This window comes from Pseudoneobacillus rhizolycopersici (genome assembly GCF_054786815.1).
On record NZ_JBTOOE010000002.1, the window covers coordinates 37,045 to 50,623 of the forward strand.

General features: G+C 38.3%; 14 protein-coding genes. All 14 read left to right on the plus strand.

Annotated features, from left to right (window positions below):
* Positions 1–21: 21 nt before the first annotated feature.
* Positions 22–2,655, plus strand: coding sequence for an alanine--tRNA ligase (gene alaS, locus ACX9YW_RS02735; RefSeq protein WP_460341405.1), 2,634 nt, complete (start codon positions 22–24; stop codon positions 2,653–2,655).
* Positions 2,656–2,742: 87 nt separating this feature from the next.
* Complete coding sequence (locus ACX9YW_RS02740; protein WP_460341408.1) at positions 2,743–3,009, plus strand: IreB family regulatory phosphoprotein; 267 nt, start codon at positions 2,743–2,745, stop codon at positions 3,007–3,009.
* 2 nt (positions 3,010–3,011) lie between these two features.
* The gene (gene ruvX / locus ACX9YW_RS02745; RefSeq protein WP_460341411.1) at positions 3,012–3,428 is read left to right on the plus strand and encodes a Holliday junction resolvase RuvX; all 417 of its coding nucleotides are present in this window, start codon (positions 3,012–3,014) and stop codon (positions 3,426–3,428) included.
* Between the two features lie 13 nt (positions 3,429–3,441).
* On the plus strand, positions 3,442–3,735 hold the full coding sequence (locus tag ACX9YW_RS02750; RefSeq protein WP_460341414.1) for a DUF1292 domain-containing protein: 294 nt from the start codon (positions 3,442–3,444) through the stop codon (positions 3,733–3,735).
* A gap of 193 nt (positions 3,736–3,928) precedes the next feature.
* Positions 3,929–5,056, plus strand: a complete 1,128-nt coding sequence (mltG, locus tag ACX9YW_RS02755) for an endolytic transglycosylase MltG (RefSeq protein WP_460341417.1) — start codon at positions 3,929–3,931, stop codon at positions 5,054–5,056.
* A gap of 178 nt (positions 5,057–5,234) precedes the next feature.
* Entirely contained in the window at positions 5,235–5,873 is a 639-nt protein-coding gene (locus tag ACX9YW_RS02760; protein WP_460341420.1) for an O-methyltransferase, read from the plus strand.
* Between the two features lie 5 nt (positions 5,874–5,878).
* Positions 5,879–6,808: a peptidase U32 family protein gene (locus ACX9YW_RS02765; protein ID WP_460341423.1), complete on the plus strand. Its 930-nt coding sequence runs from the start codon at positions 5,879–5,881 to the stop codon at positions 6,806–6,808.
* A 19-nt stretch (positions 6,809–6,827) separates the two neighbouring features.
* A complete protein-coding gene (locus tag ACX9YW_RS02770; RefSeq protein ID WP_460341426.1) occupies positions 6,828–8,096 on the plus strand; it encodes a peptidase U32 family protein in 1,269 nt (422 codons plus the stop codon).
* Positions 8,097–8,101: 5 nt separating this feature from the next.
* Positions 8,102–8,737 (plus strand): uridine kinase, encoded by a 636-nt coding sequence (udk, locus tag ACX9YW_RS02775; RefSeq protein ID WP_460341429.1) that lies wholly within the window; start codon positions 8,102–8,104, stop codon positions 8,735–8,737.
* A gap of 163 nt (positions 8,738–8,900) precedes the next feature.
* Entirely contained in the window at positions 8,901–9,374 is a 474-nt protein-coding gene (greA, locus tag ACX9YW_RS02780; protein ID WP_460341432.1) for a transcription elongation factor GreA, read from the plus strand.
* 105 nt (positions 9,375–9,479) lie between these two features.
* Positions 9,480–11,240, plus strand: coding sequence for a peptidoglycan D,D-transpeptidase FtsI family protein (locus ACX9YW_RS02785; RefSeq protein WP_460342306.1), 1,761 nt, complete (start codon positions 9,480–9,482; stop codon positions 11,238–11,240).
* A gap of 96 nt (positions 11,241–11,336) precedes the next feature.
* Entirely contained in the window at positions 11,337–12,053 is a 717-nt protein-coding gene (locus ACX9YW_RS02790) for a YrrS family protein (protein ID WP_460341435.1), read from the plus strand.
* 149 nt (positions 12,054–12,202) lie between these two features.
* Complete coding sequence (locus ACX9YW_RS02795) at positions 12,203–12,841, plus strand: class I SAM-dependent DNA methyltransferase (RefSeq protein ID WP_460341438.1); 639 nt, start codon at positions 12,203–12,205, stop codon at positions 12,839–12,841.
* 21 nt (positions 12,842–12,862) lie between these two features.
* Entirely contained in the window at positions 12,863–13,567 is a 705-nt protein-coding gene (mtnN, locus tag ACX9YW_RS02800; protein WP_460342309.1) for a 5'-methylthioadenosine/S-adenosylhomocysteine nucleosidase, read from the plus strand.
* Positions 13,568–13,579 lie beyond the last annotated feature (12 nt).

Sequence of the window (13,579 nt, forward strand, 5' to 3'; positions counted from 1 at the left end):
TATTTAAAGGAGGATATTAGAATGAAACAATTAACCGGTTCTCAAATCCGCAGCTTGTTTTTAGAATTTTTCAAAGAAAAAGGCCATCAAGTTGAACCTAGCGCACCTTTAGTTCCACATGATGATCCATCCCTATTATGGATCAATAGTGGTGTGGCGACCTTGAAAAAATATTTTGACGGTCGTGTCATCCCGGATAACCCACGGATTACAAATGCCCAAAAATCTATTCGTACCAATGATATTGAAAATGTAGGAAAAACAGCGCGTCACCACACGTTTTTTGAAATGTTAGGAAATTTCTCGATCGGAGAGTACTTCAAGGTCGAAGCGATTGATTGGGCATGGGAATTTTTAACGGACCCGAAATGGATTGGATTCGAGAAGGAAAAATTATCGGTAACGATTCATCCGGAAGATAATGAAGCGTTTGATATTTGGAAAAATAAAATTGGCATCCCTGAAGAGAGAATTATTCGCCTCGAAGGAAACTTCTGGGATATCGGTGAAGGACCAAGTGGACCAAACACGGAAATTTTCTATGACCGTGGAGAAGAATATGGTAATGATATAAATGACCCTGAGCTTTACCCAGGTGGAGAAAATGAGCGTTACCTCGAAGTATGGAACCTAGTGTTCTCGCAATTTAACCATAATCCTGACGGAACCTATACACCACTTCCAAAGAAAAATATTGATACGGGTATGGGGCTAGAGCGGATGGCTTCGGTTGTACAAAATGTTCCAACAAATTTTGATACCGACCTATTTATGCCAATTATTAATGCAACAGAAGAAATTTCTGGTGAAAAATATCGTACGAACAAAGAAAAGGATGTAGCCTTTAAGGTTATTGCTGACCATATCCGTACGGTTGCTTTTGCTGTTGGAGATGGAGCGCTTCCATCAAACGAGGGCCGCGGCTATGTGTTACGTCGATTATTACGTCGTGCTGTTCGCTATGCTAAGCAAATTAACATCAATCGTCCTTTTATGTTTGAATTAGTTCCGGTTGTCGGCGAAATTATGCAGGATTTCTATCCGCAAGTAACAGATAAAACCGAGTTCATTCAAAAGGTTATTAAAAACGAGGAAGAACGTTTCCACGAAACACTACATGATGGGTTAGCGATTCTATCATCGGTAATTAAGAAGGAAAAAGAAAAAGGAAGCGATACAATTCCGGGTGTAGATGTATTCCGCTTGTACGATACCTACGGATTCCCAGTCGAACTAACCGAAGAATATGCCGAAGAAGAAGGAATGAAGGTTGACCATAAAGGCTTTGAAACAGAAATGGAGCTTCAGCGCGAACGTGCTCGTGCTGCACGTCAAGATGTTGATTCCATGCAGGTTCAAGGAGGGGTATTAGGAGACATCACGGTAGAAAGTAAGTTTGTTGGGTATGACCAACCGCAAGCAAACTCTAAAGTCATTGTTCTATTAAAAAATGGTCAGCCGGTTGAAGAAGCAGCGACTGGTGACGAGATTCAATTTATCCTTGATGTGACACCGTTCTATGCTGAAAGTGGTGGTCAGATTGCCGATCGAGGAACGATCGAAGCGGCTAATCTTAAAGTTTTTGTTAAGGATGTTCAAAAAGCACCAAATGGTCAAAACCTACATTCTGCAACAGTGATGGAAGGAATTTTAACCGTAAACCAAGAGGTTGTTTCAACAGTAGATGTTGATAATCGTGGAAAAATTATTAAAAATCATACCGCTACTCACCTTTTGCACAGAGCACTAAAAGACGTACTTGGAGAGCATGTAAACCAGGCGGGCTCATTAGTAGAACCAGATCGCTTACGATTCGACTTCTCTCATTTCGGGCAAATTACCGGAGAGGAATTAGAGCGCATTGAAAAAATGGTCAATGAACAGATTTGGAAGAGCATTTCTGTGGAAATTGACAACATGCCGATTGCTGAGGCAAAAAGTATGGGAGCAATGGCCTTATTCGGAGAGAAGTACGGAGATATTGTTCGAGTTGTTCGAGTAGCCGATTACAGTATTGAGCTTTGCGGTGGCTGCCATGTGCCGAACACATCTGTTATTGGCATGTTTAAAATTGCCTCAGAAGGAGGAATCGGTGCAGGTACCCGAAGAATTGAAGCGGTAACAGGTGAAGAAGCTTATAAGCTGTTAAATTCTCAAATTGGTTTACTAAAAGAGACTGCTGAAAAATTAAAGTCGAATCTGAAAGACGTTCCAAGCCGAGTTGAGTCGCTTTTAGTCGAAATGAAGCAACTACAAAAGGAAAATGAATCACTAGCAGCAAGATTAGGTAATATTGAAGCAGGGAACCTTGTTTCAAAGGTGAAAGAAATTAATGGTGTTAAGCTATTAGCGGCAAAGGTTCAAGCAAGCGATATGAATAATTTACGCAACATGGCTGACGAATTAAAGCAGAAGCTCCAATCAGCGGTTATCGTTTTAGGAAGCGTTACGGATGGTAAGGTTCAGTTAATCGCAGCAGTTACAAGTGATCTCAATGCAAAAGGCTATCATGCGGGTAAAATTATTAAAGAAGTGGCCGTTCGTTGTGATGGCAGCGGTGGTGGTCGTCCCGATATGGCACAGGCTGGCGGGAAGGACCCGATCAAGCTTGATAGCGCCTTAAACTTTGTAGAAGAATTTTTACTAACGGTTTAAGTTTTACATTGGGACAAACTAGTGTAGAATGAAGATAACCAATAACAATTGTATCGCTATGATTCAATTAAGCGAGGTGCGAAAGTCATGAGCTCATTTGATAAAACGATGAGATTTAGTTTTCCTGAAGAACCGTATGAACATGATGTAAATGAGGTATTATGGAAAGTATACGAGGCGCTTCACGAAAAAGGGTACAATCCAATTAATCAAATTGTCGGTTATTTGCTTTCAGGGGATCCAGCATACATCCCGAGACACCAGGATGCGAGAAGTATCATCCGCAAGCTTGAAAGAGACGAAATCATTGAGGAATTGGTTAAGTCTTATTTAAAGAAACATCGTGAGGGGTAATTATGCGTGTAATGGGTCTTGACGTCGGCTCGAAAACAGTCGGCGTAGCGATTAGTGACGAACTTGGCTGGACAGCTCAAGGGCTTGAAACGCTAAAAATTGATGAAGAGCAAAATTCATTTGGCTTTGATCAGCTAGGCAAACTCATTCAAGATTATCAAATTGACAAAGTCGTCGTGGGCCTTCCGAAAAATATGAACGGAACGATTGGTCCACGCGGCGAGGCAAGTCAGCGGTTTGCCAAAGGCCTTGAGGAAAGGTTTGGGGTAAACGTCATTCTATGGGATGAACGTTTAACCACAATGGCTGCAGAACGGGTTTTACTAGAAGCCGATGTAAGTCGAAAAAAACGAAAAAAAGTCATTGATAAAATGGCGGCTGTCATGATCCTGCAAGGGTATCTTGACAGTAAAAATTAATGAGGTGAAAAACATGAACAACGGCGAAAAAAACATTACAGTCATTGATGAGAATGGAAATGAAACACTTTGTGAAATCCTTCTTACGTTTGACTCAGAAGAATTTGGCAAATCATATGTCCTATACACTCCTGTAGGAACTGGTGATGATGAGGAAGAAGAAATGGAAATTCATGCATATTCCTACACACCAGGTGAAGGCGAAGAGGGCGGCGAACTAATGCCAATCGAAACCGAAGCAGAGTGGGATATGATCGAAGAAATGGTTAATACCTTCTTTGATGAGCAAGAAGAGGATGAAGAATAAGAAAAATTAGTAAGCTGGCCCATCGGCCAGCTTTTTTGTATAAAATCAATCAATTTACTGGAAAAACCTACATTTTTCGAATATATACCTAATATTTCTACAAAATTAGCTAGAAAATATAGTATAATGTTCGAGAAACTTTAAGTAGGGGAAATGACAATTTATCCCTGTTTATGTAGGGGGAAGAAATGCCATGGACAACAAAAAAGATAAAAAAGAAAATGCTCGTGAAAAATTACTCGAGCATCACAAGGAAGCAAAAATTGCTCGGAAAATCGTTTTTATCATTACGACAATCATATTTTTGATTGTAGGAAGTGTTTTAGTTGGTGGGTATTTATATATATCTTCGGCTTTAAAACCAGTTAATCCAGAAAGTACATCTCAAAAGAATATTGATATTCCAATTGGTTCATCGGTAACAGGTATATCTCAAATACTTGAAAATAATGGGATTATTAAAAATGCAAAGGTTTTTAAATATTATGTCAAATTTAAAAACGAATCCGGTTTTATGGCAGGTGAATATCAACTTAGTCCATCTATGGAAATTCCAACGATTATTGAAAAGCTGAAAACCGGAAAGGTCAATAAAGAAGTTGCTTTTAAAATAACACTTCCAGAAGGGTTACAACTTACACAAATTGCCGAAATCATTGCCAATAAAACGGATCGAGAACAAAAGGACATCATAGCAACTTTAAATGACCCAAAATTTATTAAAGAGTTAATGAAGAAATATCCTGATTTGTTGACCGACGAAATATTAGCAAAAGACATCAAATATCCGTTAGAAGGCTATTTATACCCAGCAACTTATTCCTTTCATCAGAAGGATCCCAGTATTGAAGAAATCATTTCCGATATGCTAGAAAAAACGGCAGAAGTATTAAGTCAATATTCTGTCGAAATGGAGGAGCAAAAATATACTCCACATAAGTTGTTGACACTGGCATCACTAATTGAAGAAGAAGCTACAGAACAAGTTGATCGTCATTTAATTGCCAGCGTGTTTTTCAATCGCCTCAAGATTGGAATGCCTTTGCAAACAGATCCGACCGTCCTCTATGCACATGGAAAACATAAGGCTAGGGTATTATATAAGGATTTAGAAATTGATTCTCCATATAATACCTACAAAGTATCAGGATTACCGCCTAGCCCGATTGCAAATGCCGGAACAATGTCGATTGAAGCATTACTATTCCCTCAGGAAACAGACTATTTATACTTTTTAGCCACATCTGAAGGGGATGTTTTATTCTCGAAAACCTTAAATGAACATAATCAAAAAAAGGCTCAATTTATTACTAATAATTAATTTTGAAAATTAGGAATGCAGAATTATTAGCATTCCTAATTTTTTTGTGATAAAATAATTCAAGTGTTTTAATACATGTTTCGGTTAGCGTTAACTGCAGCTGTGTGAGTTCGAAGTTATTCGTATATCCACCTGTGAACGCTTTTTTTCATGTCTAAATAACTAGAGGTGATGCAGCTTGATCGATGAAAAGTTGCAAACATATATTGAAAAAAAAATAAAGCCAAGAAATGATTTATTAGCGGAAATGGAAAGGTATGCCAAAATTGAGAAAGTGCCGATAATGGAACTAATCGGAGTTGAAACACTTTTACAAATCCTTCGCATTCACAAACCCAAGACCATTCTGGAGGTCGGAACAGCCATTGGTTACTCAGCTCTAAGAATGTCTTATGTTTTACCCGATGCGAAAATTATCACGATTGAACGTGATGTAGAGCGGGCTGACCTAGCTCAAAGCTATATAACTCGGGCCGGAAAAACCGCTGATATTATAATTGTTAAAGGCGATGCTCTTGAAGTAGAAGAAGTAATTCAATCCTATGCTCCGTTTGATGCTATTTTTATCGATGCGGCTAAAGGCCAATATCATCGGTTCTTTGAATTATATTCAAAGTTTTTGAGTGAACACGGGCTTGTGATTACTGATAACATTTTATTTAAAGGTTTAGTATCCGAGGAGCAAATTGAAAATAAGCGTATTCGTAGCTTAGTAAAAAAAATTGATGGCTATAATGATTGGTTAATGAATCATCCTAATTTTGAAACGGCAATCCTCCCAGTTGGTGATGGAATTGCGATTAGTACAAAGAGGTGAAAGAGATGGGAAAACCCGAATTGTTAGTAACTCCAATAAATGTTGAAAATCTTCGTTCTTTAATTGAAGCGGGAGCAGATGCTTTTGTCATTGGGGAACAGCGATATGGCTTAAGACTTGCAGGTGAATTTAGCCGTGAGGAAGTAAAGGAAGCCATTGAAGTAGCTCATGCTCATGGTAAAAAAGTTTATGTCTCTATGAATGCTATTTTTCATAACGAAAAAGTGGACGAGCTTAGCGATTATTTGCAGTTTTTAAAGGAAGTAAAGGCTGATGCCGCCATTTTTGGTGATCCTGCTGTCTTAATGGCACAGAGGGAATTTGCACCGGATTTACCGTTGCATTGGAATACCGAAACGACAGCAACGAACTGGTTTACCTGTAATTATTGGGGAAAACGCGGTGCGAAGCGTGCAGTATTAGCTCGTGAAATCAATATGGATGCTATTATTGAAATAAAAGAAAATGCTGAGGCTGAAATTGAAATCCAAGTTCACGGGATGTCTGCGATGTTCCAATCAAAGCGTTCTTTACTTGGTCATTACTTCCAATACCAAGGCAAGACGATGGAAATTGAAAAAGGCAAGCAACAAAAAAATTTGTTCCTTCATGATAAGGAGCGTTCCAATAAATACCCGATTTTTGAGGATGAAAATGGAACCCATATCATGAGTCCAAACGATATTTGCATTATCGATGAGCTAGGCGAATTATTAGAAGCAGGAATTGATTCTTTTAAAATTGATGGAATTCTCCATTCTCCGGAATATATCGTTGAAGTGACAAGACTATATCGTGAAGCGATTGATTTATTTTTTGAAGATCAAGACCTTTACGAGGATAAAAAGGCTGATCTTCTAGCAAAAATTGAAGAGATTCAACCGGAAAATCGTCCTTTGGACACAGGATTTTTCTTTAAAGAAACTGTTTATTAATATAAGGAGGAAGTAAACAATGGTGATGACGAAACAACCGATTTCAGAAATCGTTAACGGAAAACGTGTAATTGTGAAAAAGCCTGAATTACTTGCTCCAGCTGGTAATTTAGAAAAGCTTAAGATTGCGGTTCAATACGGAGCTGATGCAGTATTTATCGGCGGACAAGAATATGGTCTCCGTTCCAATGCTGATAATTTCACCTTCGAAGAAATGAAGGAAGGCGTTGAATTTGCGAAAAAATATAACGCACGAATTTATGTAACGACAAATATTTTTGCTCATAATGAAAATATTGATGGAATAGATGAGTATTTAGAAGGTTTACAAGAGGCTGGAGTAGCAGGGATCATCGTTGCCGATCCACTCATTATTGAAACTTGTAAAAGAGTAGCTCCAAAGCTTGAAATCCATTTAAGTACACAACAATCGCTTTCTAACTGGAAGGCAGTCCAATATTGGAAAGAAGAAGGATTAGAGCGAGTCGTATTGGCGCGGGAAACTTCTGCTGAAGAAATACAATTAATGAAAGAGAAGGTTGATATTGAAATTGAAACCTTTATTCATGGGGCGATGTGTATCGCTTATTCTGGACGTTGTACGTTAAGTAATCATATGACTGCCCGTGACTCCAATCGTGGCGGCTGCTGTCAATCCTGTCGTTGGGACTATGATTTATATGAACTGACAACTGAAGAGGAAAAGGCGCTCTTTAAGGATGACGATGCTCCATTTGCGATGAGCCCGAAAGATCTGAAGTTAATTGAATCGATTCCACGCATGATTGAATTGGGAATTGATAGTTTAAAAATTGAAGGACGGATGAAATCGATTCATTATATTGCAACAGTTGTAAGTGTGTATCGTAAAGTAATTGATGCTTACTGTGCAGATCCGGATAATTTTAAAATTCAAAAAGAGTGGCTGGAAGAACTTGATAAGTGTGCAAATCGTGATACCGCTACTGCATTCTTTGAAGGGGTTCCTGGGTATAAAGAGCAAATGTTTGGAAATCATAGCAAAAAGACAACCTTTGATTTTGTTGGATTAGTGCTTGATTATAATCCTGAAACACAAATGGTAACACTTCAGCAACGTAATCATTTTAAGCCTGGTAGTGAAGTGGAATTCTTTGGACCGGAAATTGAGAATTTTACGATGGTTATTGAAAAGATTTGGGATGAAGATGGGAATGAGCTTGATGCAGCACGTCACCCACTACAAATTGTTCAATTTAAGGTTGACCAACCGGTATACCCTAACAACATGATGCGAAAGGAGATTTAATTAGAATGAAACGCAAACCTGTTGTTATCGGTGTAACTGGTGGATCTGGCTCCGGAAAAACTAGCGTTACAAAAGCCATTTATGAATCGTTTAAAGATCATTCTATTTTGATGTTGGAGCAAGATTATTATTATAAAGATCAAAGTCATCTTCCTTTTGAAGAACGATTGAAGACAAATTATGACCATCCCCTTGCTTTTGACAATGACTTACTAATCGAGCATATTGGTAAATTGTTAAACTTTGAATCGATTGAAAAGCCAGTCTATGATTATGCTCTTCATACAAGATCAGATCAAGTTATCCATGTAGAGCCTAGAGATGTAATCATTCTCGAAGGTATTTTAGTGCTCGAAGACGAGCGCCTTCGTAATTTAATGGATATAAAATTATTTGTTGATACGGATGCTGACCTCCGAATCATTAGACGTCTGCAAAGGGATATCCAAGAGAGAGGTCGTTCGATGGATTCCGTTATAAACCAGTATATCGATGTGGTGAGACCAATGCATAATCAGTTTATTGAACCTACCAAGCGATATGCTGATGTGATTATCCCGGAAGGCGGACATAACCATGTGGCAATTGATTTAATGGTAACAAAAATTCAAACAATTCTTGAACAAAAGTCATTTTTATGAAACAATAGCATAGATAATCAATAAACTCTGTTCTTTTTATATAAAAGAAAGTATAATCTTATCATCTGTAACAGAGCATCGCGCACAATTTGTGCGCGAATTATTTACATATAAATGTAAGCGCAATCTATCGGGGGATTGTGAAAACTAGAAGGAGTGAATATTGTTGACAGAAAAAGTATTTCCAATGACCCTAGCAGGGAAAGAAAAATTAGAGCAAGAGCTTGAATATTTAAAATCGGTCAAACGAAAAGAAGTTGTGGAGCGTATTAAAATTGCCCGCAGTTTTGGGGACTTATCCGAGAATTCTGAGTATGATTCCGCAAAGGAAGAACAGGCATTTGTGGAAGGCAGAATCACGACAATTGAAAATATGATTCGCAATGCTAAAATTATCAATGATTCTGAAGTTACAGATTCGGTTACTTTAGGAAGCTCAGTTACATTTGTTGAACTTCCTGATGGGGAGGAAGAAACCTATATTATCGTAGGTAGTGCAGAAGCTGATCCGTTTGAAGGGAAAATTTCAAACGATTCTCCAATTGCGAAAAGTCTAATGGGCAAAAAAGTTGGTGAGGAAGTGACCGTTCAAACTCCTGGTGGAGATATGGTCGTAAGAATCACTGAAATTAAATAATTTTTTAAAGGGACTTATCTTTTTAGGATAGTCCTTTTTTTTCACATCCAAATAGTTTGAATTTTGCATTTTTCGTCAACACTTTTGACGAGGTGTTAAAAAATGATTTGGAAGAAACGAGCAATTATATCTCTTTGTTTTTGGCTATTTGGCATTTCATTTTTAATAGGAAGATTAGTACAGATTCAGTTAGTTTTAACAGATGATTTTACCAAGCACCATATAAATTTAATAGAGGCAAGTGTAGATCAACGATCACAAGAAATGATTGTTGACCATGGAAGAGGAATTTTTATCGACCGAAATGGAGCTTTGTTAACCCAGGAAAAGCTTCCAGTGTTAATACTATTTCCGTTTCTACAGAAAATGGCATGGGATATTGAAAAAGTTGCAAGTATCTTGGGTGTTTCAAGCTCTGTATTAAAACAAGAGATTGAAAGGAATCAGAAACCCTTTGCTTTTGGGGAACGAAAACCAATCCTCTTATCAAAAGACCAGATGGATAAAATTAATGCACTGAAAATTCCTGGAGTTTTTGCCGTTCAGAAAAAATACAATTTAGCCTCTTACCCGGCAGAGCAATTAATCGGGATTGTTCGTGAGAATCCGTCTGAATTAAAAAGACGTTACCCCGAAAAAGAATTGTCCAATCAAACTTTAATCGGCGTTTCAGGGATGGAAAAAAGTTTCGATGAATTTTTATTACCGGAAGGCAAATCAAAGCTTGTCTATCATGTTGACGGAGATGGAGCGCCATTATTTGGGATCAATGTAAAATATGTTGACCCCGCTAATCCATTTTATCCAGTCAATATTAAAACAACCATTGATCGAGATTTTCAGAAGTTGGCAGAGGAGTTGGTTGACCAATCTGGGATAAAAAAGGGTGGCTTGGTTTTATTAGACATCCAAACTAATTCTGTACTTGCTTCGGTTTCCAGGCCGAATATCAATCATAAAGATCCATACGATGGTTTAGGGATGCATAATATGATGGTCGAACCGCAAATAGTCGGCTCGATTTTTAAAACAGTCGTTGCTGCTGCTGCGATTGATTATGATTTGGATAATCCGAGTCGTCTATTTGATTGCAATGTGATTAACGGGAAACCAGATTTACAACATCAATATGGAAATTTAAACTTTAGCAATAGTTTTGCTAGAAGTTGTAATAATACCTTTGGAACATTAGCGAGAGAACTGCGTGATATTGACCCCAATATAGTAGAGGATTACGCCTCACGCTTAGGCTTAACTGAAAAGGTTGGCTGGACTGGTGATGTCTATCATTTGGAAGCATTTCAGCAATTAAAGGATGAAGTGAAAGGTCGAGTCTTCACCTCTGATGAGGAGAAAAAGGATAAAAACTTTGTATATTATTCTGGTATTGGCCAGCATGAAGTGAGATCAACCCCGTTAGCAATTGCCAACATGATGGCAACCATTGCCCGTGGTGGAAAAAAAGAAATGGTTCGAGTTGCCACAAAAATTGAATATAAAGATAGAACGACCATGCTTGAGTTTGAAAAAAAGAGTCTACCAGGGAAAACAATCGAACCATATACAGCAATGAAACTGCAAAAACTACTGCGGGAAGTTGTTACGAATGAAAATGGAACAGGTAGATGGTTTGTTGACTTGCCTTATGAAGTAGCCGGAAAATCAGGAACGGCACAAACCGGTGTCGTCGATGAAACCAATCAAGAGCTCCATAATAAGTGGTTTGCCGGCTATTTCCCTTACAGAAACCCTCACTATGCCCTTGTAACTGTCAATTTAGCTGTTCCTGCAGATAAAGGTGGGGTAAATCCTTTGTTTGCTAATATGGTTAAAGCGATATATGAAAAGGAACAGGAGGGGTTTTAATCTCCTTTTTAGCTTATTTCTTCATGTTCAAGCAAAAAAATGATAAAATAAAAACCATCGTGTGATAAATAGTTAGAAAGCAAGGGAGAGAGGAAAGTGAAACATAAACAGTTTGAGTTCAATGGCGCTTCTCGATCAACCCAAAGGGCGAAACGAAGAAAAACAAATCTAATTCTAAATAGTTTAATTGTTATTGTTCTGCTTCTAATCGTCATCGTTTCTTACTCCATTTTCTTTGGCGGTGACGATAAAGCTTCCAATCCAGTAGGTGGTCAAAATACGGAAACAACTGATAAAAATAATCATGACAAAGCTAAAGAAGAGGATAGTAATAAACAAGTAGATAAAGGCTCTAATGAAAATATGCCAGTTGAAGATGGTGAGGAAACGAACTCTGAATCAACTACAGATAGAGAAGATTCTAGCTCTGATAGTATGACACCCGTCGAGCCTGAAACTAATGATGTAGTTCAAGAAGGTGGAACCGATTCAAATGTGAAATCAACGATCACGAATCCAAATTGGCAGCCAGTGGGTACTGTACAAACAGGGGAACACGTAACCGTTTATGATAATAGTTCCGTTGATTGGCAAGAAATGTTGACAGCGATTTCCTACGGTACCGGACTCGACCCTTCCAACATGACTGTCTGGTTTCTTGGGAGAGACAAACAAGGTGGGGCTAACCAATCCGTAGCAACCGTCTCTTCGAAAGACAACTCCATCAACTATCGTGTTTATATCCAATGGATTGATAGCCAAGGTTGGAAACCTACCAAAATTGAAGAGCTACACGTGAACGACAAAAGATAACGAAATGCAAAGTCTGATCTTCAGTGGAAGATCAGGCTTTTTTTAATTGATTGTTTTTTATGTTTGTGGTAAATTGGGAACAGGTTTTATTTTAATTCATAGTATATCTATAGGAATTGTTATATATATAATATTGGAGAGTGGAGAGTATGGGTCGTGAATTTTTGGATTTATTTGAGCAGTGGGCAAATTATTACGATGATACGGTTTTTGGACGTGATGAAGAATATAAAGAGGTATTCTTACATTACGATCACATCTTAAATGAAGTCACAAAACGCTCATTTGGTCATGTGGTTGAATTTGGAGTAGGTACAGGTAATCTCACTTCAAAACTCCTTGGCCAAGGCTTGGTGGTAACAGGGATCGAACCGTCACCGGCAATGCGTAAGCTTGCCAGTGAAAAGCTAGGAGAGCGCGCTCAAGTTTTAGATGGTGATTTTCTCGACTTTCCGGAGCTTAACACAATAAATACTTTCGTTTCTACCTATGCCTTCCACCACTTGACTGACCTAGAAAAAGAACAAGCAATAGAGAAATATGGTAAGTTATTAGCTTCTGGTGGTAAAATAGTCTTTGCGGATACGATGTATGAGTCTGAGGAAGCTTATAAAAGAGCAATTGAAGACGCGTCATCAAAGGGCTTTATGAATCTGGCAACAGATCTTAAAACGGAATACTACACGACAATCCCCATTCTAAGAGCCATACTCGAAAAGCATGGATTTCAAGTCCGTTTTAATAGATGCAATGATTTTGTCTGGATTTTAGAGGCTGAAAAAATGTAAATGAAAGAGGTATTGGAAGTAATGAAAATAGCCATCATTGGAGCAATGGAAGAAGAAGTAACCCTACTACGAGATCATATTGATAATAAGCAGCAATCAACTGTTGCTGGATATGAGTTTACAGCCGGAATTATGGATGGTGCAAATGTTGTCTTACTAAAATCGGGAATCGGCAAAGTAAACGCGGCTATGTCGTCAACGATTTTATTAGAAAAATTTCAACCTGATGTCGTTATTAACACTGGTTCAGCCGGTGGGTTTCACCCAGATTTGAACGTAGGGGACGTTGTTATTTCATCTGAGGTTCGTCATCATGATGTCGATGTTACAGCGTTCGGTTACGAATATGGTCAGGTACCACAGCTTCCTGCGGCATTTACTGCCGATGAGAAGCTTGTTCAAATTGCCGAAGAGGCTGCCAATGAAATTAACGATATTCAAGTAGTAAAAGGAGTCATTGCAACAGGAGATACATTTATGCATGATCCAGTACGCGTAGAATTTGTGCGCGGAAAGTTTAATGATCTTCAGGCGGTTGAAATGGAAGCAGCGGCCATTGCTCAAGTAGCTTATCAATTTGGCATCCCATTTGTTATTATCCGTTCATTATCGGATATTGCTGGCAAAGAATCAGATGTATCGTTTGAACAATATCTAGAAAAGGCAGCCGTTAATTCAGCAAACCTTGTTATGAAAATTGTCAAGGAGATACATGAGCAACAATAATTAGTTAATAAA